Raw genomic sequence first — 24,428 nt, 5'->3', positions numbered from 1 at the left:
GTAGGACTTGTCGGGGCTCACGCCCCTCCCACAAAACGGCGATTCACGGCTCTTGTGGGAGGGGCTTCAGCCCCGACAGAGACCAACAAGAACTTCGATCAGCCCAGCGACTTGACCGTCGCGACCACGTTCTCGACGGTGAAGCCGAAATGCGGCATCAGCGCTTCGATGGGGGCGCTGGCGCCGAAGCTATCGATGCCGACCACGGCGCCGTCCAGGCCCACGTACTTGCGCCAGAAGTCGGTGACGCCGGCTTCGATCGCGACGCGCTTGCGGCAGGCCTTGGGCAGCACCGACTCGCGATAGGCCGCGTCCTGGCGGTCGAACACATCGGTCGAGGGCATCGACACCACGCGCACGTTGCGGCCCAACTTGTCCGCGGCCTGCATCGCCAGGCCGACTTCCGAGCCGGTGGCGATCAGGATCGTGTCCGGCGCGCCCATGCTGTCGCGCAGCACGTACCCGCCGCGCGCGATCGCCGCCACCTGCGCGTCGTTGCGGATCTGGTGGGCGAGGTTCTGGCGCGAGAACACCAGGCAACTGGGGCCGTCCTTGCGCTCGATGGCGGCCTTCCAGCACATCGCCGATTCCACCGCATCGCAGGGCCGCCACACATCGTTGTGCGGGATGTAGCGCAGCGCGGCCAGGTGCTCGATCGGCTGGTGGGTCGGGCCGTCTTCGCCCAACCCGATCGAATCGTGGGTGTAGACGTGGATCGCGTGCGCGCCCATCAGCGCGCTCATCCGCACCGCGTTGCGCGCGTAGTCGCTGAACACCAGGAAGGTGGCGTCGTACGGGATGAAGCCGCCGTGCAGCGCCAGGCCGTTGCTGATCGCCGTCATCGCGAATTCGCGCACGCCGAAATAGATGTAGTTGGCGTCGGGCGAATCGCCTGCGACCGACTTGCTGCCTTTCCACAAGGTCAAGTTGGAATGCGCCAGATCGGCCGAACCGCCCACCAGCTCCGGCAGCAGCGGCGCGAAGGCTTCGATCGCCATCTGCGAAGCCTTGCGCGAGGCGACCACCGGACCGTCCTTTTGCAAACGCGCGATGTAGGCATCCGCCGCTTCGGCGAAGCTTTCCGGCAATTCGGCGTGCGAACGGCGGCTCAGCTCGGCGGCCTGTTCGGGGTAGCGCGCGGCGTAGGCGTCGTACAGCTTGTTCCACTGTTCTTCGCGCACCAGGCCTGCGTTGCCGGCGCGCCAGCCGTCGCGGATCTCCTGCGGAATTTCGAACGCCGGATACGGCCAACCCAACGCTTCGCGCGTCGCGGCGACTTCTTCCTTGCCCAACGCGGCGCCGTGCACGGATTCCTTGCCGGCCTTGTTCGGCGAACCGAAGCCGATGGTGGTGCGGCAGCAGATCAAAGTCGGCTTGCCGGTTTCGGCCATCGCGGTTTCGATCGCGGTCTTGATTTCGGCCGGATCGTGGCCGTTGACGTTGCGCACCACCTGCCAGCCGTAGGCTTCGAAACGCATCGGCGTGTCGTCGGTGAACCAGCCGTCGGTGTTGCCGTCGATGGAGATCTTGTTGTCGTCCCAGAACGCGACCAGCTTGCCCAGGCCCCAGGTGCCGGCCAGCGACGCGGCTTCGTGCGAGATGCCTTCCATCAGGCAGCCGTCGCCCATGAACACCCAGGTGCGGTGGTCGACGACTTCGAATTCGGGGCGGTTGAAGCGTTGCGCCAGCACTTTTTCCGCTAGCGCGAAACCGACCGCGTTGGCGAAGCCCTGGCCGAGCGGGCCGGTGGTGGTTTCCACGCCCGGCGTCATGAAGTTCTCGGGGTGGCCCGGCGTCTTCGATTCCAGTTGGCGGAAGCGCCTGATCTCTTCGATCGCCAAGTCGTAGCCGGACAAGTGCAGCAGCGCGTACTGCAGCATCGAACCGTGGCCGTTGGACAGCACGAAGCGGTCGCGGTTGAACCACTTCGGATTGTTCGGGTTATGGCTGAGGTAGTCGTTCCACAGCACCTCGGCGATGTCGGCCATGCCCATCGGCATGCCGGGATGGCCGGAGTTGGCGGCCTGGACGGCGTCGATGGCGAGGAAACGGATGGCGTTGGCGAGGTCGCGGCGGCTGGGCGTCGTCATGGGGTCGGGATCGGCGTGGCGCCCGGGAAGGTCGCGGGCGGCCTATTGTCCCATCCGTACGCGGCGCTGTCGCCCTTGCGGCGCGTCGCCCGCGCTGTTATCGCTCCTCGGGCAGGCCGTGGCCTGCGCCGTCGGCCAGCGCCGGGGGCACGTCGATGTCGCCGCTATGCCGCGAGACCACCACCGCGGTCGCCAGATCGCCGGTGACGTTGAGCGAGGTGCGGCACATGTCCAGGAACCGGTCGACGCCCAGGATGATGCCGATGCCCTCCGCAGGCAGACCGATCACGCCGCAGATCATCGCGATGACCGGCAGCGATCCGGCCGGAATGCCGGCGGTGCCGATGCCGCCGAGAATGCACAGGCCCAGCACCATCAGCTGCTCGCCCATGCCCAGGTGCATGCCGAATACCTGCGCCAGGAACAGTACGGTGATGCCTTCGAACAAGGCGGTGCCGTGATGGTTGGCCGCCGCGCCGATGGTCAACACGAAACGCGAGACCTTCTTGGGCAGCTTCAGGTTCTCCTCGGCCACGCGCAGCGTGATCGGCAGCGTGCCCGCGGACGAAGCGGTCGCGAACGCGGTCAGCAGCGCTTCCTCGCTGTCGCGGAAGAAGCGCAGCGGCGACATGCCGCCCATGAAGCGCACCCACAGCGGCAGCACCACGAACATGTGCACGGCGATCGCCGCGATCACGGTCAGCGCGAACAGGCCCAGGGTCTTCAGCAGATCCCAGCCGAACTGCGCGCACAGCGCGAACATCAGGCACGCCACCGCATACGGCGCCAGCTTGATGATCATGCCGATCAGGCGCATGCAGATCTCGAACAGGCCCTGCACGGCGGTCTTGAACGCTTGGGTGGCGGCGGTGGGCGTCAGCACCAAGCCGATGCCGACCATCAGCGCGAAGAACATCACGCCCAGCTTCTGCTTGTCGTCGACCATGGCCGCGACCACGTTCTTGGGCACGATGCCCAACAGGAGTTGCAGCGCGTCCATATGCTTGCCGGCGTCGGCGATCTCGCCCGCGCGCTGCGCGCTGGCGGCCATGGCCTGCTGCACGATGGCCGGATCGAGCCCATCGCCGGGCCTGATCAGATTGACCATGATCAAGCCGATGGCGACCGCCATCGCGGTCAGCGCGGCGGTATAGATCAGCGTGCGCCAACCCAGGCGGCCCAGGCTGGCGATGTCGCCGAGCTCGGACACGCCCAGGATCAGCGCGGACATCATCAGCGGGATCACCAGCATGAACAGCAGCGACAGGAACAGCTGGCCCGCCGGCTGCGCCACGTATTTGATCAGGCCCGCGGTGAGCGGCGCGTCCGGCATCCAGAAATGCGCCGACAACCCCAGCAGCGCGCCCAGGGCGAATCCAATCAGCACTTTGACGTGCAACGGCAGCCCCTGGCCGGCGACTTGAGCGGATGCGGTCATGCGGTGCTCCCCGGAAGACAATCGGGGCAGCTTAGCAAACTGGCCGGTCAGGCCTCCGGGTACAGGGGCGCAAGCGGCGCGAGCGAAGGGTCGCGCGCGGCTTTCCAGCGCGGCCCATGGGCGAATGCGGCGCGCAGGGCCGTGCGTGCGGCGGCCGGATCGCCGCCGCCCCAGCGCGCGCGCCGAAGCTGCTCGACGGCATCGCGCTGGCGCGCGTCGTCGAAACGCTCCAGAAGGCTTTCGAGATCCGCCGCCGCCGGTTTGGCCAAGGCGAGCAAGGCATCGGTGATGTCGCCCAGATCGCCGGCGTCCAAGGCGCGCTTCAGCATCGATAGCGAACCGGTGCCCGCTCCAGGCTGCGGTTCGCCCGCCGGCGCCGAGTTCGGCGCATGCGCAACATGGCGCCGATTCAAGCCCCAGGCCAGCGTCACCAGCCACAACAGCGCGAACACCACCGTAGTCACCGCCCATACGCCGACGCCGCCCTGCACACCGGGAATGCGCACCCAGCGCGACGGCGCCGCAGTGGGCGCTACGTTCGCCGACGGCGCGGGCGCGTTCGCATTGCCGGCGGCGCCGGGCGCCACCTTCAATTGCAAGGCCGGCAAGGCGGCGGTGCGCGCGCTATCGCTGCGCACATCCCACCAGCCCAACCGCAGCGGCGCCAGGGCCAGATCGCCCACGCGCGCGGGCACGACCGAAAAGCGCCGGGTGACTTTCACCTGCGGACGGCCTTCGGCGAAGGTCTCGTCGCTCTGCGCCGGTTCGGCGAACACTTGCGCGCCGTCGCCGCCGGACAGTTGCAGTTCCGGCATCTGCGCGGCGGTGGCGCCGTCGGCGGTCGCTTCGACGATGACCGTCGCCGCTTCGCCGGCGCGCGCCTGTTGCGGCGCGGCGACGTAGCGCAATTGCAGATTGCGCAGCGGCAGCCACGGCTGCGGCGCATCGGCCGGCGCGGATTGCACTTTCAGGATGCGCGGCGGGCCGTTCGCGCGCAGTTCGCGCTGTCCGTCGCCGAACATGTCGTCGAAGAAGCCCCCGGCGCCGCGGCCGCTGAAGCGCGCGCCGGCCACGGTCAGGGTGCCGCTGCGTTCGGGGATCAGCAGCATGCGGCGTTCGATCACGTTGTAACGGCGCCCTTGGATTTCGCGGGCGTATTGCAGGTCTTCGCCCACGCGTTGCAGCGAAGCGCCTTCGGGCGGGTCGAGTTCGAGCTGGCCGGACAGCAAGGGCACGGCGTAGTACAAGCGCATCACCAGGCCGACCGCTTGCTGCACGTAGGGCTCGTCGTCGTCGACTTCGGTTTCGATGAACACCGGGCCGCCGGCGCGCGCGGGCGCGACCGATGCCGCCGTCGCGGTCAGCGTCAACGGCCGCGTGCGCTGCTTGCCGACCGTCAGCGGCGGGACCGTCAACAAACCTTCGCGTTTGGGTTGCAACGCCACCGCGAACAGGACGCGGGTGCGGCCCTGGCCGTTGATCATTTCGAACTGGCGGCTGCTGGTGTTGCCGCTCAGGTCGAAGTCGCGCATCAGCGACGAATAATCCGGCGCATCGGCGCCGGCTTCGTCGGTTTCGATATTGAGCGTCGCGGTTTCGCCCAGGGACACGCGTTCGCGATCGAGCCAGGCGCGGATCTCTGCGTGCGCGGCCAACACGGGGAGCAAAAGGACGAAAGCGACGAGTAGTCGCGCGAAACGGGAATTCATGGCGTGTCGGCCCTTCATGGCGACGATCCGGATTGCTGGCGGCGCTCCTGCTCCAGCCTGAACTTGGCGCGCAGCAGGCCGCCGGGATCGTCCGGCACGCGCCGCAACCAAGCTTCGTTGGCTTGGCGGCGCTCGCGTTCGGCAGCGGTTTCCTGCGCGCTCTGCGGCTTTTTCGCCGCTTGCTGCGACGCCTTGCCTTGCTCGGCCAAGGCTTGGCGCATGCGTTCGCGCTGCGCGGCGTCGGCCGCCTTCTGCGCATTCGGATCTTGCGGCTTGGGCTGCGCCTGTTGCGGCTGCGAGGCCGCGTTCTGTTTCTGCTGCGACTGCGGCGGCCGTTGCTGCGATTCCTGCCCGCCCGATTGCGGCTGCGCCTGCTGCGACTGCGATTGGCCGTTCTGGTCCTGCTCCGATTTCGGATTCTTGCCTGGGTCCTGGCCGCCCTTGTCGTCTTGCTTGCCGCCCTGCGGCGGCTTGCGCTTCATCGCCGCCTGCACCGCGCGCTTGTTCGCGATGGCGTCCTGCATGTCCGGCTGCGCGCGCAGCGCGCGATCGTAGGCGGCGATCGCATCGGGATATCGGCCCGCCTTGGCCAAGGCATTGCCGAGGTTGTATTGCGCGTCCGCGCCGCTCAGGCCTTGCCACGCCTGCTGCGCGGTCGCGAAATCGTTCTTGCGATAGGCCTCCGCACCCTGCTCCATTTTTCGGTGCGCCTGCTGGTCGGGGCGGCGCCACCAGCCTTCTTGGCCCGCGGCTTGCGCCGGCGACCACGGCAGCACCGCGCACAGCAGCAAGGCCGCCATCGCCGCGCCGCCACCGCCGCGACGGAAGGCGAACAGCGACAGCAGCAACAGCGGCGGCAACAGCCAGTAGCCGTCGTCCTGCCAATGGCGGCCGCGCTCGCCGCGGCCGGAGGCGCCTGCGCCTTGTTGCGGATCGAGCACGCCCAGGGCCTGCAAATCGCCGCCGTCGGCGGTGGCGCCTGCATAGCGGCCGCCCGCAGCGCCGGCCAATGCGCGCAACGACGATTCGTCCAATTCGGCATGCGCGATCGTGCCGGCGGCGTCGCGATAAGCCGCGCCGGCCGCGGTGCCCAATCCTAACGCCGAAACGCGATAGCCGCCGCGCGCCGCGCGGCGCGCGGCGGCGACCGCATCGGCGTCGGCGTGATCGGTCACCAGCAGGATGTCGCCTTGTTCGAAGCCGGCCTGCTTCAGCAGCTTCGCCGACATGTCGATCGCGCGGTCGGCGCGGTTGCCGTCGGTCGGCATCACGTCGGGCGCCAGCGAATCGAGAAAGAGCGCGACGTTGCGGCTGTCGTCGGTCAGCGGCGCGACCGTGAACGCGTCGTCCGCGTACGCCACCAAGCCGACCTGGCCGCCAGCGCGTTCGCGCAGCAACGCAGCGAGCTTCGCGCGCGCCTGCAGCAAGCGGCTCGGCGGCAAATCGGCGGCCAGCGTCGCGGTCGATAAATCGAGCGCGATCATCAACGGCGCGCGCGTTTGCCACAACGGCTGTTCGATCTGCCGCCACGAAGGCCCCGCCAGCGCCAGCACGGCCAAAACGTAGCAGACCGCCGCCCAGATTCCGAAGCCTCGCGCCGCCGGGCCGCCGCGTTCCAGCAGGTGCGGCAGCAGATGCGGATCGACCGCGCGACGCCACACGCTTTCGCGCTTGCGCCGCGCGCGCCAGGCGAACCACAGCAGCGGCAATGCGAGCAGCGCCCACAGCCAATGGGGGCGCAGCCAATGCAGGCCTGAGATCGCTTCGATCATGCCGGCCTCCGCAACGGCGCGGCGAAACCGAGCAGCGCCAGCGCGACCGCGCCGGCCAGCGGCCAGGGATAGCGTTCGATCCGCGGCCGCACGCGCTGGCCGGGGCGTTGCACCGGTTCGAGCGCGTCGATCTCGGCGTAGATGCCCGACAAGGATTCGGTGTCGCGCGCGCGGAAGAAGCGTCCACCGGTGGTTTTGGCCACCGCCTGCAGCGTGGCTTCGTCGATTTCGTCCTCGCCCGTGCCCGGCAGGCGGAAGCCGAACACCGACAAGCCGCCTTCGCCGCCGAATGCGATGGTGTGCACGCGCACGCCTTCGTTCTTCGCCAACTCGGCCGCTTTCATCGGCGTGAGCGCGCCGGCCGTGTTGACGCCGTCGGTGAGCAGGATCACCACGCGCTGCTCGGCCGGTTGCCCGCGCAGGCGCTTGACCGCCAAGCCGATCGCGTCGCCGATCGCGGTTTCGCGGCCGGCCAAGCCGACCACGGCGTCGCGCAATTGTTCGCGCACCGCGTCGCGGTCCAAGGTCAGCGGCGTCAGCGTGTAGGCGCGCTGGCCGAACACCAGCAATGCGATGCGGTCGCCGGCGCGGCGGTCGAGGAAATCGGCGAGCACCGCTTTGGCCGCAGTCAAGCGGTCGACGACGCTGTCGCCCAGCGTCATGTCTTCTTCGCTCATGCTGCCGGACAGGTCGACCGCCAGCATCATGTCGCGTCCCGCCTGCGGCGGCGCGATCGCCGGCCCCAATTGCTGCGGCCGCGCCGCGGCCAGGCAAAGCAAGCCCCACGCGAGCCAGGCGAACACGGAAATGCCGCCGGACGATCCGCCGCCGCCCGGCGCGGAAATCGCGTCGAGGCGATCGCCGAACGCGACTTTCAACGCCGCCGACGCGCTGCGCCGCGGCGGCAGCAACCGCCGCGCCAACCACGGCAGCGGCAGCGCGCACAACCACCACGGCCAAGCGAAAGCGCCCGGCAGTTCGCGCAGCGTCGACCAAAATTCGTTCATCGCCGCACCCCCATCAATTGCAGATAGCGGCGCCGCGCGAGCGGCAGCAAGGCGGCGAATTGCGCCTCATCGATCTGCCGGCGATAACCGCCATCGAGCAGCAAGCGGCCCGCGCCCGCCGAGAAGGGCGCGCCTCCGGGTTCGCCGTCGAGAAAGCGCAGCCAGGCTTCGTCCTGCAAGCGGTCGGCGCCGGGATCGCGGCGCCGCGCCGCGCGGCGCAACAATTCGGACACCGCCGCCACGCGCGCCGGCGCGGATGCCGCTCGCGCCACCGTGTCGTCGAACAGCGCGGCGATCTCGCGCCGGCGCCGCGCGCGACGCCTGGCGATCCAAATTCCGAACGCGAACACGGCCAGCAATAGAACGGCGAGCAGCCACCAACCGGGTGCGGGCGGCCACCAGCCCGGCGCGGGCGGTTGATGGATGTCGCGCAACACCAACGCGCCCGGCGCCACTCAAGCCACCCTGGCCTGCGCGCGGCCCAGCAGCGGCAGCCAAGCATCGCTGCGCGCATCGGTGGACAAGGCCTGCGCGCGCGCGCCGGTCGCCGGCAAACGCTGCAGCGCCGTTTCGACCGGCGCAACGAATTCGTCGCGCCAACGCTGCCGCTGCGCGGGGTTGGCCAAGTCCAGCTCGATCCGCCGTTGCCCCGTCGCGAACGGCAATAGATCCTTGGGCGGCGCGTTCTCCAAAGGATCGCTCAACAGCAGCACGATCACTTCGTTGTGCTGGGCCAAAGCCGGCCAGCGCCGCGCGGGAAGTTCCGCGACGCTGCGCGGGTCGGCCAATACGATCAAGCGCGAGCCCGGCCGCAGCAGGCGCGCGGCGTGGTCCAGCGCGATCCCCAGGCCGGCGTCTTCCGCGGGCGGCGCGGCGTACCAACGCACCAAGGCGTCGAGGACGCGAAGCGCGCCGCGCGGTCCCGCCGCGGGCGGCACCGGCGCTTCGATGCGGCTGCCGCGCAGCGCTGCGATCCGGTCGCCGTCGCGCACGGCCACCCATGCGGCCACCGCGCCGGCGCGCGCCGCCTGCGTCGATTTGAAGCGCACGCGGGTGCCGAAGTACAGCGCGGGCGCGGTATCGGCGACGATCAAGGTCAAGCGCTCGCGTTCGGCCTGGAATAATTTCGTGTGCGGCTTGCCGCTGCGCGCGGTCAAGCGCCAATCGATGTGGCGCGCGTCGTCGCCCCGCGCGTATTCGCGCGATTCGGCGTATTCCATGCCGCGTCCGCGCATCGGCGAAAGCGCATGGCCGCTGTTGCCGTGGTGGCCGCGCTTGGCCGAACGCCGGCCCTGCGCGGCGGCGCGCAGCGCGATCAGTTCGGCCAGGCTCGGCGCGATGCCTTCGCTCATCGTCACGGCAACGGCACTTTGTCCAGCAATGCGGCGACCAAGCGATCGCCGTCCCAGCCTTCGGCGGTCGCTTCGTAGCTCGGCAGCACGCGATGGCGCAGCACGTCGGGCGCGATCGCGCGCACGTCGTCGGGGGTGACGAAATCGCGGCCCGCCAGCCACGCGCGCGCCCGCGCGCAACGCTCCAGCGCGATCGACCCGCGCGGGCTCGCGCCCCAGGCGATGCGACGCGCCAATTCGGCGTCGTAACGCTGCGCCTGGCGCGAAGCGAGCACCAGTTCGATCAAATAGCGTTCCACCGCCGGCGCCAAATGCAGATCGAGCACGGCGGCGCGCGCGGCGAAGACGTCGTCCAACGATATTTTGGCCAGCGCGGACGCCGTCGATTGCAGCGCTTCGCGCGCCTGCGCTCTGGCCAGCTTGAGGATCTCGGATTCCGCCGCGGCTTCCGGATAGCCGATGCGCACGTACATCAGGAAGCGGTCCAGTTGCGCCTCGGGCAGCGGGAAAGTGCCTTCCTGCTCGATCGGATTCTGGGTGGCCATCACTAGAAACAGCTTTGGCAACGGATAGGTGTGGCGGCCGACCGTGACCTGGCGTTCGCCCATCGCCTCCAGCAAGGCCGATTGCACTTTTGCCGGCGCCCGGTTGATCTCGTCGGCCAGCAGCACCGGATGGAAGATCGGGCCGGGTTGGAATTCGAAGCGCCCGTCCTGCGGGCGCCAAACCTCGGTCCCGGTCAGGTCGGCGGGCAGCAGGTCCGGCGTGAATTGGACGCGGGCGAATCCCGCATCCAGGCGCGAGGCCAAAGCGCGGATGGCGCTGGTCTTGGCCAGACCGGGGGCGCCTTCGACCAGCAAGTGGCCGTCCGCCAGCAGGGCGATCAGCAAACGTTCGATCAAGGCCTGTTGCCCGACGATGGCCTCGGATAGGCGCTCGGAGAGCTCGCGGAAAGTCCGGTGCAGGCGGGAGGCGGGGTCTTCTTGGGCGCTGTCCATTCTCGATCGCGGTGGGGGATCAGGCGCAGTTTGACCCAAGCCGGGCGCAATGGTTCGCGAAGGCGGCGCCGCGCAATAAAAAACGGGGCCGAGGCCCCGTTTTTTCCGGTTCGCGCACCCGGATCAGAAGTTGTCGCGCTGCGCGACCCTCAGCACCTTCGGCGTCACGAAGATCAGCAGCTCGGCCTTTTCCTTGTTGCGGCCCTTGGTCCGGAACAGATTGCCCAGGAACGGGATGTCGCCGAGGAAGGGCACCTTGGTCACGCTGTTGGTGTCCTTGAATTCGTACACGCCGCCGACGACCACGGTCTGGCCGTCTTCGACCAGAGCGGCGGTGCTGACTTCGCGCTTGGCGATCTGCGGCACGTCGCCGATGGAGGTGTCCAGCGTACCGACCACTTCGTCCTTCTTGACGTTCAGCGACAGGAACACGCGGTTGTCGTTGGTGATGGTCGGGGTGACCTTCAACTCGAGCAGCACGTCCTTGAACTGGACGTTCGGCAGGGCCTGGCCGCCGCCGGTGCCGACGCCGGTCAAGGTCACGTAACCCACTTCCTGGCCTTGGCGGATCACCGCTTCGCGCTGGTTGCTGGTCAGGATGCGCGGATTGGAGATCACCTCGCCGCGCTCTTCGCGCTGCATCGCCTGCAGTTCCAGATCGATGGAGAAATTGGCGCCGAGCAGGGTGTAGGCGATCGAACCGGCGGGATTCTCCAGACCCAGGTCGACGTTCAAGCCGCTCGGAATCTGGTGCACGCCGTCGTTGATGATCGACGTGTTGTTTTCCAGAGTGCCGCTGGTCACGCCCCGGTTGCTGCCGTACTGCTTGGTGCCGGCCACGCCGAAGCGCGCGCCGAGCTCGCGGGCGAAAGTATCGGTGGCGATGACGATGCGCGCTTCGATCAGCACTTGGTCGACCGGACGGTCGATCTCGTGGATCAGCCGCTTCATCGCGTCGATCTTCTTCGGGATGTCGCTGACCATCAGCGTGTTGGTGCGGCCGTCGGCCACCAGGCGGCCGCGCGGCGACAGGAAGCCGCTGTCGTTGTTGTTGCCCTGACCGCCGCCGCTGCTGCCGATGCCCTTGGCTTCGGTCAGCGCCTTATAGATGTCGACCGCATTGTGGTAGTTGATGCGGATGTATTCGGTCTGCAGATCCTCGCGGTTCTCCAGCTCGATGCGGGCGTTCTCGCGGTCCTGCTCGGACTTGGCGATCTCGGCCTGCGGCGCCACCCAGATCACGTTGCCTTCGCGGCGCTTGTCCAGGCCCTTGGCGCGCATCACGATTTCCAGCGCCTGATCCCACGGCACGTTGATCAGGCGCACGGTGATGTTGCCCTGCACGGTGTCGGAAGCCACCAAGTTGAGCTTGGATTCCTCGGCGATGAACTGCAGCACCGTGCGCACCGGCACGTCTTGGAAGTTGAACGACACCGGCGCGCCGGTGAAGGCCTTGGCCGGCGCGGTCTGGCCGGCGGCGACCGCGGCCTGCACGGCGCCGCGGGCTTGCGAAGAGGCGCGCGGCACGACTTCGACGATGTAGTCGCGGCCGGTCTGGTAAGCGAGCGATTCGTACGGGCCGCTGGTGCTCAGCACCAGGCGCGCGCCCTTGCCGTTGCCCTGGGCGTCGATCTGCCGGACCGGCGTGGCGAAATCGGTGACGTTCAGCGGCTTCTGCAGGTTCGGCGGCAGCGAAGCGTTGCCGATGTCGACGATCACGTCGGACCCGTCCTTGCGCAGGTCGGGCGTGGCGCCGTCGCCGCTGAAGCGCAGGATCAGCTTGCCGGCGCCGCCGTCGCCGCGCTTGAAGTCGATGTTGGACACCTCCAGCGCGCCCGGGACTTTGGTCGCAGGATCGACCGCCGCCATCTTGACCGGCGCGGTCTGCGCAGGCGGGACGGGTTGCTTATCTGCAGCCGCTACGGAAGCCGCGGCCAGCAGGCCGCAGGCCAGTCCGGCGAGCGTCGCCAGGCGTACCGTGTTCGCGGGTCCGGCAGCGTGAGAACGGTTGGCGTTGAACAGGCTCATGTGCTTTCCCCTAATCATTTGTCTTCCAGCGCCACCGTGGCCGGGCGTTCCAACCACCCGCCCGCGCCGTCCGGCACCAGCTCCACCAGCTCGATCCGGTCTTCGTAGACCGCCGTCACCCGGCCGTCGCTTTGACCCATGTATTCGCCCGGGACGACGCGGTAGGTCACCTTGTCCGGAGCCATCACCAATCCCACCACCCGCGAGCCGAGGCCCAGGGTGCCCACCATGTCCAAGCTATCGAGCGGGAACTGCTCGAGCTGCTGCTTGCGCCGCTGCGAATTCGGCCGCGGGCCGCTGCCTTCGTTGTTGTTGGTGAAGGCGGTGCTGAACGGATCGCGCATGTTCTGGGCGGCGTATTCGAAACTTTCGAACTGCTGCATCAGCGGGATCTGTTCCAGCGGCGGCGCGGGCCGCGCGCGCACTTCGGCGACCCATTTCTCGAGATTCGGGGCTTCGCCGGGCGTGCTGGTGATGCTGCGGCCGCATCCGCTGAGCGCAAGCGCCGACAGCGCGGCCAACAGACCGGCGCCGGCCTTGGATTTGAAACCGGTCATGGCTGCCCCCCCGTGGCCGCGGCGCCAGGCGCAGGCGCGGCGGGCGGCGGTTGCGCACCGTTCGCAGCCGGCGCTTGAGCCTGCTTGGTTTCGTCTTCGTCCAGGTAACGGTAGGTCTTGACCGTACCGGCCAATTCCAAGCCGCTGCTGGCGGCGGTGATCGCGCCTTCCTTGTTCCGGGGCTTCAGCGAAATATTGTGGAAAGTCATGATGACCACGCGCGGCAGCGAAGCCACGCCGCTGACGAAGGCGCCGAACTGGTGGTAGCTGCCGATCATGCGCAAGCTGATCGGCTTTTCGGCGTAGAACTCTTTGGGCACTTCGGGCTCGGGCTGGAACAGCTCGTTCTGCAGGCCGGTGGCGAGCGCCGTTTGCGAGATGTCCACGATCAGATCGGGCATCTCGGTCTTGCTGGGCAGCTGACGCAGCATCTGCTGCAACACCTGCTCCATCTGCGCCAACTGCTGCTTCAGCGGCTCCAGGTTGGCGGCGCGGCCCTGCTTCTCTTCGAACTCGGCGCGCAGGCTGGCTTCGGTCTGTTCGAGACCGGCCAATTCGTCGCGCTTGTCGCGAACGAACAGCCAATAGGCCAAGAACAGGATCAGCACACCCAGGATCGCGCAGAAACCGAGCTTGGCCTGGCGCGGCCACGCGCCGATGTTGTTGAAATCCAGATCCCGCAGCGAAACTTTCTTCTTCTGGCTCATGACGCCGCTCCCCCCGTGGCGTTGGCAGGCGGCGTGGCGGGCGCTGCCGGTGCGGCCGGCGCAGGCGCGGCGCCCGGAGCCGCCACATCGCCTTCCTTCGGCGCGTTCGGATTGGCCAGCTTCACCTGCAGCGTGAACGCGTAAGGCAGGACCACGTTGTTCGACGAGGGAATGACCAACGCCTTATCCGCGTCCTTGGCCTCGATGACGTTGACCTCGGGATTGGTCATCCACCCGGAGCTTTCCAGATTGCGCATGTAAGTGGCCACGCGCGCGTTGGACTGCGACCGGCCTTCCAAGGTCAGTTGCTCGCCTTCCTGCTTGATGCCGGTCAGCACCACGCCGTCGGGGATCGTGCGCACCAGCGAGTCGAACAGGTGCACCATCTGATAACGGTTGACCTGCAGCTCTTCGATGACTTTCTTGCGCGCCAGCAAACGGCCCTTCTTCTCGTCCAGCAGCTTGATCTCGTCGATCTGCTTCTGGACCTTGGCGATCTCGCCCTGCAAGAAGGCGTTGCGGTCGTTCTGGCCGCTGATCTGCGCGTTGTAGTAGCCGATGATGAAGAACGAGAGCAGCGCGGCGATGAGGGCCGACATGCCCAGCATCACGTAGAACTCCTGCTGGCGCTGCTTGCGCCGCTCGGCGCGCCAGGGGAGCAGATTGATCCTGGACATCAGTCGAAGCTCCTCAGCGCGAGTCCGCAAGCGATCATCAGCGCGGGCGCGTCCTGGGCCAACGCATGGGCCTGCACGCGCGGGCCCAGGGTCATGTGGGCGAGCGGATTGGCGACCACCGAAGGCACGCCCAACTGCTCTTCCAGCAATTCGGAGACGCCGGGCACCGAAGCGCAGCCGCCGGCCAGCACGATCTGGTCGACCCGGTTGTATTCGCTGCCGGCATAGAAGAACTGCAGCAAACGGCTGACCTGCTGCACCATCGCTTCCTTGAACGGTTCCAGCACCTCGACCTCGTAGCTCTCGGGCAGGCCGCCTTGGCGCTTGGCCAAGCCGGCTTCCTCATAGCTCAGGCCGTAGCGGCGCATCACCTCGTCGGTGAGCTGCTTGCCGCCGAACACTTGTTCGCGGGTGTACAGGCTGCGGCCGTTGCGCAGCACGTTGAGCGTGGTCATCGAAGCGCCGACGTCGACCAGGGCGACGATGCCATCGCGCGGCGTGTTCAGATGCGAGGCCATCAGCGCGAACGCGTTCTCGATGGCGAAGGCTTCCACGTCCATCACCCGAGCGGTCAGGCCGCCGAGTTCGAGCGCGGACTGCCGGGTCTCCACGTTCTCCGAGCGCGAAGCCACCAGCAGCACCTGGACCATGTCCGGGCTGTTGGGCATCGGGCCGAGCACTTCGAAATCGAGGTTCACTTCCTCGATCGGATACGGAATGTAGTTGACCGCTTCCAGTTCGACCTGGGCCTCGAGCTCGTCCTCGTCCAGGCCGGCCGGCATCGGGATGATCTTGGTGATCACCGAGGAACCGGCGACCGCGGCCGCGGCGTGCTTGGCCTTGCTGCCCGAACGGTTGACGGCCCGGCGGATCGCCTCAGCGACTGCCTCGACCTCGACCAGGTTCTTCTCGACCACCGCGTTCGGGGGCAAGGGTTCCACCGCGTAATGTTCCACGCGATAGCGGTCGCCCGAGCGCGAAAGCTGCAGGAGCTTGACCGCGGTCGAACTGATATCGACGCCGATCAACGGCGCTTGAGATTTTGAGACGAGACCCACGGTTTCTCCCCTTCCCACGGGTGCTTACGCACACAAACTGCGTGGGCACATTAAATAACGGACTTTTCACAGCCTGGCAATCCCCCCAGGGCCCCCGAATGGCCGAGCTGTGACCGTTATCGCCCATTCAACGTCCGGTAGCGCCGTTTAAGGTCAGGCGGAACCGGCCCCCGGGTCATCTATACTCCGCCCCCACGACATCCGCAATCGGAAGCCGCCCGCTCCATGTCCCGTTTTCGACGTTTGCTGCGCTGGGGACTGATCGCCTCCGCCGGCCTGGTGGTGCTCGGCCTATTGGCCGTGGGCACCTTGTATTACGTGGTCTCTTCCAAGCTGCCGGATGCGCAGACCCTGCGCAACGTCGAATTGCAGGAACCCTTGTACGTGTACGCGCGCGACGGCCGCCTGATGGCGCTGTTCGGCGAAAGCCGCCGCTACCCGGTGAAGATTTCGCAAGTTCCGGACCAGGTGAAGCAAGCCTTCATCGCGATCGAGGACGCGCGCTTCTACCAGCACCACGGCGTGGACTACAAAGGCGTGGGGCGCGCGATCTGGCTGCTGGCCACCACCGACGACAAGCGCGTGCCGGGCGGTTCGACCATCACCCAGCAGGTCGCGCGCCAGTTCTTCCTCAGTTCCGAATACAGCTATACGCGCAAGCTCGCCGAGATGCTGCTGGCGATGAAGATGGAGCGCGAGCTGACCAAGGACGAGATCTTCGAGCTGTACCTCAACAAGAGCTTCTTCGGCAACCGCACCTACGGCATCGGCGCGGCCGCGGAGTACTACTACGGCAAATCGCTGCAGCAGCTGAGCTTGGACGAGATCGCCACGCTCGCCGGCGTGCCCAAGTTCCCGTCCAGCGGCAATCCGATCAGCAATCCGGAACGCAACCGCATCCGCCGCGACTACATCCTCGATCGCATGGTCGAACTGAAGTTCGTCGATGCGGCCTCCGCCGCGCGGGCGAAGTCGCAGCCGATGCACGCCACGCCGCACGAACGCCCGGTCGAGGTGTACGCGCCGTACGTGGCTGAAATGGTGCGGCAGGAGATGATCGCCCGTTTCGGCGGCGACGTGCTGACCAAGGGCTATCACGTCACCACCACCATCGATCCGACCATGCAGGCCGCCGCCGACATCGCGGTGCGGCAGGGCCTGCGCGTCTACGACCACCGTCACGGCTGGAACAAGATCGAACAGCATTTCGACCTGGCCGCCGACGAAGACGCGGCGGCGATCGCGGCGCGGCTGCGCGCGATCCCGGCGCAGGCCGGGCTGGTGCCGGCGATCGTCGCCAGCACCGGCGCCGACGGCAGCGCGACCCTCGTGCTCGCCGATGCCAGCGAAGTGGTCCTGCCCGCCTCCGCCGGCGCGCGCTGGCCCGGCAAGAGCCCGGCTTCGCTGTACAAGCGCGGCGATCTGGCGCGCATCCGCCGCGGCGAGAAGGAAGGCGAGTGGTTGATCGATCAGCTGCCGCGCGCGCAAGCCACGCTCGTGTCGCTGGAGCCGGAAACCGGCGCGCTGCGCGCGTTGATCGGCGGCCTGAGCTTCGCCGGCAACAAGTTCAACCGCGCCACCCAGGCGCGGCGCCAACCCGGTTCCAGCTTCAAGCCGTTCCTGTACGCGGCCGCGTTCGAGCGCGGCTTCAATCCGGCGTCGATCGTGCTCGACGCCCCGGTCGTGTTCCGCGACCGCCGCGGCCACATGTGGCGTCCGCAGAACGACAGCGGCAACTTCGCCGGCCCGATGCGCCTGCGCGAGGCGCTGGTGCAATCGCGCAACCTGGTCTCGGTGCGCCTGCTCGACGCGATCGGCGTCGACTACGCGCGCCGCTATATCAGCCATTTCGGTTTCGACGAAGCGCAATTGCCGCCCAACCTATCGATGTCGCTCGGCACCGCCTCGCTGGCGCCGCTGGACGTGGCGCGCGGGTACGCCGTGTTCGCCAACGGCGGCTTCCAGGTGAAAACCTGGTTCATCGATGAGGTGAAGGACCGCTCCGGCAACGTGATCTTCAAGGAGAAGCCGCCGACCGCCTGCCGCGGTTGCGGCCAGCGCGCGGGCCAGGAGCGCGCGGCTTCGAACATCGTCGACGGTTTCGACCTGGGTCCGACTGCGAGCAAGCCCGCCGCGCCGGCGCCGGCCGGCAAGCCCGGCAAGGAGCCGAAGGAAGCCGATCCGAAGGCGATCGCCGTCGCCGACCCGGACGCCGTGCTCGCGCCGCGCGCGATCGACGAACGCGTCGCCTACCAGTTGGTGTCGATGATGCGCGACGTGGTCCAACGCGGCACGGGCACCGCGGCCAAGGTGCTGGGCCGCGAAGACGTCGGCGGCAAGACCGGTTCCACCAACGACCACCGAGACGCCTGGTTCTCCGGCTTCGGCGGCAACCTGGTCACCACGGTCTGGGTCGGGCGCGACAACTTCCAATCGCTGGGCTACCGCGAGTACGGCGGCAAGGCCGCGCTGCCGATCTGGATCGACTACATGCGGGTGGCGCTGAAGGACGTGCCGATCGCCCGCAACGATCCGCCCGACGGCATGATCAAAGTATCGGTCGGCGCCAACGGCACGCTGTTGCCGGAAGGCAGCGGCGGCATCGTCGAGTACGTGAAGGTCGAAGATCTGGAGCGGATGGAGACCTACACCAACTACGACACCGAGCAGGCGCCGGACGAGGCCGCCTTCGATATCTTCTGAAGCACGCTCCCGCGCTCCTTCGTGGCGCGGGCTTTTGTAGGAGCGGCTTTAGCCGCGAGCTCCTTTCCTCACGACGCTGCGACCTGTAGGCAAGAGCTCGCGGCTAAAGCCGCTCCCACAAATACAGGCAGGCACCCGAACCACCGCCTGCCGTGACGTTGACGTGACGCGCAAATCGGTTACAGTCGGCCCAGGCTTCGACCGGGAGCGCGAGATGCACCACGCCCGTCAGCACGCCGAGACGCGGACCCGAGAACGCCGCCGCCGGCTCGCCCACGAAGCCGCGCGATTGATGGCCGAGGGCGGCATCCGCGATTTCCATCAAGCCAAGCTCAAGGCTGCGCACCGGCTCGGCATCCACGACGACGCTTCGCTGCCGCGCAACCGCGAGATCGAAGACGCGCTGCGCGAATACCAGCGCCTGTTCCTCGGCGACAGCTTGACCGCCGGCCTGCGCACGCGCCGCGAGGCGGCCCTGCGCGCGCTCGAATTCTTCGCCGATTTCGATGCGCGCCTAGTGGGCCCGGTGCTGGACGGCACCGCCGATCCGAATTCGCCGGTGATGCTGCAGCTGTACACCGACGACGCCGATGCGGTGCCCCGTTTCCTGGAGGAGCACCGCATCCCCGCCGAATCGCGCACCCGCCACGTGCGCCTGGACCGCGAGCGCGGCGACGTGTTTCCGGTGTGGCTGTTCAGCGCCGAAGAACTCACCTTCGACGTGACCGTGCTGCCCGCCGACGTGCTGCGCCAGGCGCCGCTGGCGAGCGTGGACGAGAAGCCGATGAAACGGGCTTCGGCGTCGCAGTTGCGGCAGATGCTGGCCGAAGACGAGATCGCCGGTTACGAAGCGGGTCCCTGAGCTTTTGTGGGAGCGGCCTCAGCCGCGAGCTCTTGCCCGCAAATCGCAGCGATCTTATGAAAAGAGCTCGCGGCTGAAGCCGCTCCCACAAAAACAAAGAACGCCCCGCGATGCGGGGCGTTCTTTATTTGCGCGCTTGGAAGGCTCAGCGCTTGCCGATATCGGCGTAATCGCGCTTGTCGTAGCCGGTATAGATCTGGCGCGGACGGCCGATCTTGGCGTCCGGATCTTCCTGCTGCTCCAGCCAGTGCGCCACCCAACCCGCGGTGCGGGCGATGGCGAACATCACGGTGAACATCTCGGTCGGGATCTTCAGCGCCTTGTAGATGATGCCGCTGTAGAAATCGACGTTCGGATAGAGCTTGCGCTGGACGAAGTAATCGTCCTTCAGCGCCGCCTCTTCCAGCTTGATCGCCACATCGAGCAGCGGATCGTTGACGCCCAGGTCGTTGAGCACCTGGTAGGTCATCTCGCGGATGATCTTGGCACGCGGATCGAAGTTCTTGTAGACGCGGTGGCCGAAGCCCATCAGGCGGAAGCCCGATTCCTTGTCCTTGGCCTTGTCCACCGCCGACTGCACGTTCTTGGCGTCGCCGATCTCGGCCAGCATCTTCAGCACGGCCTCGTTGGCGCCGCCGTGGGCCGGACCCCAGAGCGCCGCCACGCCGGCGGCGACGCAGGCATAGGGATTGGCGCCGGTGGAACCGACCAGGCGCACGGTCGAGGTCGACGCGTTCTGCTCGTGGTCGGCATGCAGGATGAACAGCAAGTCGAGCGCCTTGGCCGCGACCGGCGGCAATTCCAGCGGCTCGCTCGGCACTTCGAACATCATGTGCAGGAAGCGGTCGACGTATTCCAGGTTGTTGCGCGGGAAGCGCACCGGCCAGCCGATCGAATAGCGGTAGCACGCGGCGGCGATGGTCGGCACTTTGGCGATCAGACGGATCGCGGCCAAGCGGCGCTGTTCCGGATCTTCCAAGTCCAAGGTGTTGTGGTAGAAGCTGGCCATCGAACCGACCATGCCCACCAGCATCGCCATCGGATGCGCGTCGTGGCGGAAGCCGCCGAGGAAGTTCTTGAAGGCCTCGTGCATCATCGTGTGATGCGCGACTTCGTGGTCGAATTTGTCGAACTGCGCTTTGTTCGGCAGCTCGCCGTTCATCAGCAGGTAGGCGACTTCGAGGAAGCTCGACTGCTTGGCCAGTTGTTCGATCGGGTAGCCGCGATACAGCAGCACGCCGTTGTCGCCGTCGATATAAGTGATGGCCGACTTGCACGCGGCGGTGGCGGTGAAGCCGGGATCGTAGGTGAAGCAGCCGGTTTCTTTCGGCAGTTTGGCGATATCGATGCAGTCGTTGCCCAGGGTGGGCTTGAGCACCGGCAGATCGACCGACTTGGCGCCGGCGGTCAGGGTGACTTTATCCAGATCGGACACGAGAGGCTCCTCGTAAGGCCGGCGCCGCCTCCGTGAGGGGGCGCCATCGGCAAGGGACGGAACCGCGGCCTTGCCGCGATGCAGCATTATCGCATAGCCGCTCGATGCCGGGCTCTAAACCAAAGTCCTATGGCGACGTCCTTTCGCCTTTGTGGGAAGGGCTTTAGCCCCGACAAGCATCTGTCGGGGCTAAAGCCCCTCCCACAAAAGCCAAGCCATAAACGCGAACGGCCGCCCATAGGCGGCCGTTGCGGCGAGCCGGAGGCCCGAGCGCTTACTTGGTGTAGCGGCGCTTGAACTTGTCGATGCGGCCGCTGGTGTCCATCACCTTGTGCTGGCCGGTGTAGAACGGATGCGAGGCCGACGAGATTTCGATCTTGATCAGCGGGTACTCGTTGCCGTCCTCCCACTTCACCGTCTCTTTGCTGCCGAGGGTGGAACGGGTCAGGAACTTGAAGTCCGAGGTGACGTCCTGGAAGACGACAGCGCGGTAATCGGGATGTACGCCGTCTTTCATGGCGGGCACCAACTGTATGCGGGAAAGAGTCGGATATTGTAGACCGACACCCTCCCCCGGCGCAAACGCCGGCGTTCCCGGCCTTAGCGGGCGGCCAAAGCCGTCCGGATCAGGGTTTGGAAGCGCTTTTCGTCGTAGGCCATCAGGATCCGGGCGTTGTCCGGCCCGCCGGCTTGGCGCAGCCAATCGACCACGGTCGTCCCGCGGGTCAGGCGTCCGTCCAGTTCGACCGCCACCGGCCGCTCCAGCACCTGGGTCGCCCCGTCCGGCTGCAGGGCGTAGGCCATGGCCAAGGCGTCGGCCGAGTGCCAGCGCTCGCCGCCGCGGCGCTCGGCCGACCAGGCGCGGGTTTGGCGCGAAATCGCATCGTAGAAGGCGGCCCGCGGCGAATCGGCGGTGAGCCATTCGTCGAAATCGGCGTGCTTCAGCCCGTGCACCAGCACCGCCTCCCAATCGGCCAGATCGAAACGCGGAAATGCCTGGAACACGATATGCGCCGCTTCGGGGTCGAAGTAGACGTTGAACTCGGCGCTCGGGGTGATATTGCCGTGGCCGGTGACGGCGCCGCCCATCACCACCAGCCGGGCGACGCGCTGCGGCAAGGTCGGATCTAGCTTCAGCGCCAGCGCCAGATTGGTCAGCGGCCCCAACGCCACCAGCAGCAGCCGGCCGGCGTGTTCGCGCGACAGGCGCAGGATCGCCAGCGCCGCATGCTCGGCTTCGGCCTGGCGCTTGGACGCTTCGTAACCGACATCGCCGAAGCCGTCGCGGCCATGCACGTAGCCGGCGTCGGGCGAAGGATGCAGCAGCGGCGCCGGCGTGCCCGCGAACACCGGAATGTCGTCGCGACGAGCCACTTCGCACAGCTTCAGCGCGTTGCGGACGGTGTGTTGCAAGCCGACGTTCCCCGCGGCGACGGTCAGGCCGACGATTTCATGGCGGGCGTCGTTGAACGCCATCAGCAGGGCGAGGGCGTCGTCGACGCCGGGGTCGGTGTCGATCAGGAGGGGGATTTTGTCGGTCATGGGTCGAACTCAGAAGCGGCTGTCATTTTCGCACGGGACGCCGTCGTGGTCGCCATCCATCTTCGTATCGGGGCAATGACGGACGAAATATTCGGCTTCCGCGCGCGACGTCATCTGCGAGCAGTGCTGCCTGCCGTCGCAACGGAACACGGGCGCGGGTGCAGGCGATTGGGTCGCGTCCAGCGGTGCGGAAACCGAGGCCGCCGTCGCGGACCCGCGATCCAGATACGCGCATCCTTTCCATGCCGCGAAGGCCAATACCGCCAGCAAGAGTAACTTCTTCATTGGCCGGCCCAGCCGCCGCGACTACGCCGAAGCATACCGCGCCGCGCCGCCCACCCATCGCTGCACGATGCGATCGGCCGCGTCCGGCGATCCGGCCAACAACGCATCGGCGATCTCGCGCGCCTGCGGCAGCAACGCCGCGTCGCGCGCCAGGTCGGCGACGCGGAATGCCGCCAAACCGGTTTGGCGCACGCCGAGCAGTTCGCCCGGGCCGCGCAATTCCAAGTCCTTTTCGGCGATGACGAAACCGTCGTTGGTCTGGCGCATCGTCTCCAAACGCTGCCGCGCCATCGCCGACAGCGGCGGCTGGTAGAGCAGCACGCAGCTGGACGCCGCGCTGCCCCGCCCCACCCGCCCGCGCAATTGGTGCAGTTGCGCCAGACCCAGGCGTTCGGCATTCTCGACGATCATCAGCGACGCGTTCGGCACGTCGACGCCGACTTCGATCACCGTCGTCGCCACCAGCAAGTCGATCGCGCCGTCCTTGAACGCGCGCATCGTAGCTTGCTTGTCGGCCGGCTTCATCCGGCCGTGGACCAAGCCGACCCGCAATTCCGGCAGCGAAGCCGACAGGTTTTCGTACGTGGTCTGCGCCGCTTGCGCGACGACTTCGTCGCTGTCGTCGATCAGAGTGCAGACCCAATAGGCCTGGCGCCCTTCCGCGCAAGCATTGCGGATCCGTTCGATCAATTCCGGACGCCGTTCGGCGCTCAACACCACGGTCTGCACCGGCGTGCGGCCCGGCGGCAGTTCGTCGATCGCGGACACGTCCAGGTCGGCGTAAGCGGCCATCGCCAGCGTTCGGGGAATCGGCGTGGCGGTCATCACCAATTGATGCGGCACCACGTTGCCGCCGGCGCCCTTGTCGCGCAGCGCCAGGCGCTGATGCACGCCGAAGCGGTGCTGCTCGTCGACGATCGCCAGCGCCAAGTCGTGGAAGACCACGTTTTCCTGCATCAAAGCGTGCGTGCCGACCACGATCTGCGCTTCGCCGCTGGCCACGGCCCGCATCACGCCGGCACGCGCTTTGCCGGTCACCTTGCCCGCGAGCCAGGCGACGCGCACGCCCAGCGGTTCCAGCCAGCCGCGCAAATTGGCCAGATGCTGTTCGGCCAGCAGTTCGGTCGGCGCCATCAGCGCGGCCTGCTTGCCGGCTTCGATCGCCAGCAGCGCCGCCATCGCCGCGACCACCGTTTTGCCGCTGCCCACGTCGCCCTGCACCAAACGCAGCATCGGCGCCGGCTTGGCGAGATCGGCGCGAATCTGGCCGAACACGCGTTCCTGCGCGCCGGTCAGCGCGAACGGCAGATTCGCGCGCAAGCGGTCCGCGAGCGCCCCGCCGTCAGCCAAGCGCGCGGCGCGCTGCCGCTGCAAGGCGATGCGCTGCCGGCGCAAGCTCAAATGGTGGGCCAGCAATTCTTCCAGCGCCAAGCGCCGCTGCGCCGGATGCGTGCCGGCCGACAACGCGGCTAAGTCGGCATCGCGCGGCGGACGGTGCGCGGTCAGCAGCGCCTGCTTCAGCGAAGGCAAGTTCAGGCCGACGCGCAATTCCAGCGGCAGCAATTCCAGGGTTTCGTCGTCGGGCAGCCGATCCAGCGCCAAACCAATCAATCGGCGCACGGTTCCGGGTGCGATGCCTTCCAAGGCGGGATAGACCGGGTCCAGTAGCTCGCCGAGCTGGCCGGCATCCTCCTCGTCCAGCAACCGGTAGCTCGGATGCACGATCTCCAAACCGTGCTGCCCCGCGCGCGGCGTGCCGTAGCAGCGGATCCGCGCGCCCGGCTTGAATTGCGCGGCCTGCGCGGCGCGGAAATGGAAGAAACGCAGCACCAGCGTGGCCTGCGAATCGTCGCCGACCGCCACCCGCAGCATCGGCCGATAACGGAAGCCGCGCTCGACCGCTTCGACGCGGCCCTCCACCTGCGCGGCGAGGCCGGGTTGCAGCGCACGGATCGGCACGATCGAAGTGCGGTCCTCGTAACGGCGCGGCAAATGCAGCCAAAGGTCCTGCAGCGTCAGCATCCCGCGCGCGGCCAGCTTCTCGGCCATGCGTTCGCCGACGCCGGGCAGTCGGCTCAAAGGCAAGTGCGCGGGGTCGGCGCCGGCTTCGGAACGGGTGACGGGCATGCGCCAAGCATGCCGGGATCGCGCGCAAACAAAAACCCCGGCGCCTTTCGGCGCCGGGGCTCCCCATGCACTGCGGGACAG

The 24,428-nt window shown here is 67.5% G+C and carries 20 protein-coding genes; 2 read left to right on the top strand and 18 right to left on the bottom strand.

The features are described 5' to 3' along the window. Nucleotides 1-98: 98 nt before the first annotated feature. From tkt to FCE95_RS11625, 13 genes are all read right to left on the bottom strand, one after another. The gene (tkt, locus tag FCE95_RS11685) at nucleotides 99-2,090 is read right to left on the bottom strand and encodes a transketolase (protein ID WP_137267185.1); all 1,992 of its coding nucleotides are present in this window, start codon (nucleotides 2,088-2,090) and stop codon (nucleotides 99-101) included. A 97-nt stretch (nucleotides 2,091-2,187) separates the two neighbouring features. Beyond that, nucleotides 2,188-3,528 (bottom strand): dicarboxylate/amino acid:cation symporter, encoded by a 1,341-nt coding sequence (locus FCE95_RS11680; RefSeq protein ID WP_137267184.1) that lies wholly within the window; start codon nucleotides 3,526-3,528, stop codon nucleotides 2,188-2,190. A gap of 47 nt (nucleotides 3,529-3,575) precedes the next feature. Next, the gene (locus FCE95_RS11675; RefSeq protein ID WP_223266876.1) at nucleotides 3,576-5,237 is read right to left on the bottom strand and encodes a BatD family protein; all 1,662 of its coding nucleotides are present in this window, start codon (nucleotides 5,235-5,237) and stop codon (nucleotides 3,576-3,578) included. 14 nt (nucleotides 5,238-5,251) lie between these two features. Further along, nucleotides 5,252-7,009 (bottom strand): VWA domain-containing protein, encoded by a 1,758-nt coding sequence (locus tag FCE95_RS11670; protein WP_137267182.1) that lies wholly within the window; start codon nucleotides 7,007-7,009, stop codon nucleotides 5,252-5,254. After that, the gene (locus tag FCE95_RS11665) at nucleotides 7,006-8,016 is read right to left on the bottom strand and encodes a vWA domain-containing protein (RefSeq protein WP_137267181.1); all 1,011 of its coding nucleotides are present in this window, start codon (nucleotides 8,014-8,016) and stop codon (nucleotides 7,006-7,008) included. The genes FCE95_RS11670 and FCE95_RS11665 overlap by 4 nt, the downstream gene beginning before the upstream one ends. Then, entirely contained in the window at nucleotides 8,013-8,471 is a 459-nt protein-coding gene (locus tag FCE95_RS11660) for a DUF4381 family protein (RefSeq protein WP_137267180.1), read from the bottom strand. The genes FCE95_RS11665 and FCE95_RS11660 overlap by 4 nt, the downstream gene beginning before the upstream one ends. Then, nucleotides 8,472-9,368: a DUF58 domain-containing protein gene (locus FCE95_RS11655; RefSeq protein ID WP_137267179.1), complete on the bottom strand. Its 897-nt coding sequence runs from the start codon at nucleotides 9,366-9,368 to the stop codon at nucleotides 8,472-8,474. A 2-nt stretch (nucleotides 9,369-9,370) separates the two neighbouring features. Further along, entirely contained in the window at nucleotides 9,371-10,366 is a 996-nt protein-coding gene (locus tag FCE95_RS11650) for an AAA family ATPase (RefSeq protein WP_137267178.1), read from the bottom strand. A gap of 123 nt (nucleotides 10,367-10,489) precedes the next feature. After that, a complete protein-coding gene (locus FCE95_RS11645; RefSeq protein ID WP_425481299.1) occupies nucleotides 10,490-12,394 on the bottom strand; it encodes a type IV pilus secretin PilQ in 1,905 nt (634 codons plus the stop codon). A gap of 14 nt (nucleotides 12,395-12,408) precedes the next feature. Continuing rightward, nucleotides 12,409-12,951, bottom strand: a complete 543-nt coding sequence (locus tag FCE95_RS11640; protein WP_137267177.1) for a pilus assembly protein PilP — start codon at nucleotides 12,949-12,951, stop codon at nucleotides 12,409-12,411. Beyond that, nucleotides 12,948-13,658, bottom strand: a complete 711-nt coding sequence (locus FCE95_RS11635) for a type IV pilus inner membrane component PilO (RefSeq protein ID WP_137267176.1) — start codon at nucleotides 13,656-13,658, stop codon at nucleotides 12,948-12,950. The genes FCE95_RS11640 and FCE95_RS11635 overlap by 4 nt, the downstream gene beginning before the upstream one ends. Then, nucleotides 13,655-14,335, bottom strand: coding sequence for a PilN domain-containing protein (locus tag FCE95_RS11630; RefSeq protein ID WP_137267175.1), 681 nt, complete (start codon nucleotides 14,333-14,335; stop codon nucleotides 13,655-13,657). Before FCE95_RS11630 ends, FCE95_RS11635 begins: the two co-directional genes overlap by 4 nt. After that, nucleotides 14,335-15,393 (bottom strand): pilus assembly protein PilM, encoded by a 1,059-nt coding sequence (locus tag FCE95_RS11625; RefSeq protein WP_137267174.1) that lies wholly within the window; start codon nucleotides 15,391-15,393, stop codon nucleotides 14,335-14,337. The genes FCE95_RS11630 and FCE95_RS11625 overlap by 1 nt, the downstream gene beginning before the upstream one ends. A 225-nt stretch (nucleotides 15,394-15,618) precedes the next feature. On the opposite strand from FCE95_RS11625, the gene FCE95_RS11620 reads away from it, so the two are divergent. Both FCE95_RS11620 and FCE95_RS11615 read left to right on the top strand, forming a co-directional pair. Then, complete coding sequence (locus FCE95_RS11620; protein WP_137267173.1) at nucleotides 15,619-18,096, top strand: penicillin-binding protein 1A; 2,478 nt, start codon at nucleotides 15,619-15,621, stop codon at nucleotides 18,094-18,096. A gap of 214 nt (nucleotides 18,097-18,310) precedes the next feature. Continuing rightward, nucleotides 18,311-18,958: a hypothetical protein gene (locus FCE95_RS11615; RefSeq protein ID WP_137267172.1), complete on the top strand. Its 648-nt coding sequence runs from the start codon at nucleotides 18,311-18,313 to the stop codon at nucleotides 18,956-18,958. 145 nt (nucleotides 18,959-19,103) lie between these two features. On the opposite strand, the gene FCE95_RS11610 is transcribed toward FCE95_RS11615, so the two are convergent. From FCE95_RS11610 to recG, 5 genes are all read right to left on the bottom strand, one after another. Next, nucleotides 19,104-20,393: a citrate synthase gene (locus FCE95_RS11610; RefSeq protein WP_137267171.1), complete on the bottom strand. Its 1,290-nt coding sequence runs from the start codon at nucleotides 20,391-20,393 to the stop codon at nucleotides 19,104-19,106. Between the two features lie 274 nt (nucleotides 20,394-20,667). Then, nucleotides 20,668-20,910, bottom strand: coding sequence for a type B 50S ribosomal protein L31 (locus tag FCE95_RS11605; protein WP_137267170.1), 243 nt, complete (start codon nucleotides 20,908-20,910; stop codon nucleotides 20,668-20,670). 83 nt (nucleotides 20,911-20,993) lie between these two features. Further along, nucleotides 20,994-21,935, bottom strand: a complete 942-nt coding sequence (locus FCE95_RS11600; protein ID WP_137267169.1) for a nucleoside hydrolase — start codon at nucleotides 21,933-21,935, stop codon at nucleotides 20,994-20,996. 9 nt (nucleotides 21,936-21,944) lie between these two features. Continuing rightward, on the bottom strand, nucleotides 21,945-22,205 hold the full coding sequence (locus tag FCE95_RS11595; protein ID WP_223266875.1) for an excalibur calcium-binding domain-containing protein: 261 nt from the start codon (nucleotides 22,203-22,205) through the stop codon (nucleotides 21,945-21,947). Nucleotides 22,206-22,241: 36 nt separating this feature from the next. Further along, nucleotides 22,242-24,428, bottom strand: a complete 2,187-nt coding sequence (gene recG, locus FCE95_RS11590) for an ATP-dependent DNA helicase RecG (RefSeq protein ID WP_262982805.1) — start codon at nucleotides 24,426-24,428, stop codon at nucleotides 22,242-22,244.

The organism is Luteimonas gilva (assembly GCF_005239095.1).
In the GTDB taxonomy this organism is placed as follows: domain Bacteria; phylum Pseudomonadota; class Gammaproteobacteria; order Xanthomonadales; family Xanthomonadaceae; genus Luteimonas_C; species Luteimonas_C gilva.
The sequence above is the reverse complement of the archived record's forward strand: the minus strand, read 5'-3'. Positions and strand labels throughout refer to the sequence as shown.

Bases quoted from the DNA above. Each gene is read 5' to 3' on its own strand.
- tkt (WP_137267185.1), bottom strand. From the start codon at position 2,090: ATGACGACGCCCAGCCGCCGCGACCTCGCCAACGCCATCCGTTTCCTC.
- FCE95_RS11680 (WP_137267184.1), bottom strand. From the start codon at position 3,528: ATGACCGCATCCGCTCAAGTCGCCGGCCAGGGGCTGCCGTTGCACGTC.
- FCE95_RS11675 (WP_223266876.1), bottom strand. From the start codon at position 5,237: ATGAATTCCCGTTTCGCGCGACTACTCGTCGCTTTCGTCCTTTTGCTC.
- FCE95_RS11670 (WP_137267182.1), bottom strand. From the start codon at position 7,009: ATGATCGAAGCGATCTCAGGCCTGCATTGGCTGCGCCCCCATTGGCTG.
- FCE95_RS11665 (WP_137267181.1), bottom strand. From the start codon at position 8,016: ATGAACGAATTTTGGTCGACGCTGCGCGAACTGCCGGGCGCTTTCGCT.
- FCE95_RS11655 (WP_137267179.1), bottom strand. From the start codon at position 9,368: ATGAGCGAAGGCATCGCGCCGAGCCTGGCCGAACTGATCGCGCTGCGC.
- FCE95_RS11650 (WP_137267178.1), bottom strand. From the start codon at position 10,366: ATGGACAGCGCCCAAGAAGACCCCGCCTCCCGCCTGCACCGGACTTTC.
- FCE95_RS11645 (WP_425481299.1), bottom strand. From the start codon at position 12,394: ATGAGCCTGTTCAACGCCAACCGTTCTCACGCTGCCGGACCCGCGAAC.
- FCE95_RS11640 (WP_137267177.1), bottom strand. From the start codon at position 12,951: ATGACCGGTTTCAAATCCAAGGCCGGCGCCGGTCTGTTGGCCGCGCTG.
- FCE95_RS11635 (WP_137267176.1), bottom strand. From the start codon at position 13,658: ATGAGCCAGAAGAAGAAAGTTTCGCTGCGGGATCTGGATTTCAACAAC.
- FCE95_RS11630 (WP_137267175.1), bottom strand. From the start codon at position 14,335: ATGTCCAGGATCAATCTGCTCCCCTGGCGCGCCGAGCGGCGCAAGCAG.
- FCE95_RS11620 (WP_137267173.1), top strand. From the start codon at position 15,619: ATGTCCCGTTTTCGACGTTTGCTGCGCTGGGGACTGATCGCCTCCGCC.
- FCE95_RS11615 (WP_137267172.1), top strand. From the start codon at position 18,311: ATGCACCACGCCCGTCAGCACGCCGAGACGCGGACCCGAGAACGCCGC.
- FCE95_RS11605 (WP_137267170.1), bottom strand. From the start codon at position 20,910: ATGAAAGACGGCGTACATCCCGATTACCGCGCTGTCGTCTTCCAGGAC.
- FCE95_RS11600 (WP_137267169.1), bottom strand. From the start codon at position 21,935: ATGACCGACAAAATCCCCCTCCTGATCGACACCGACCCCGGCGTCGAC.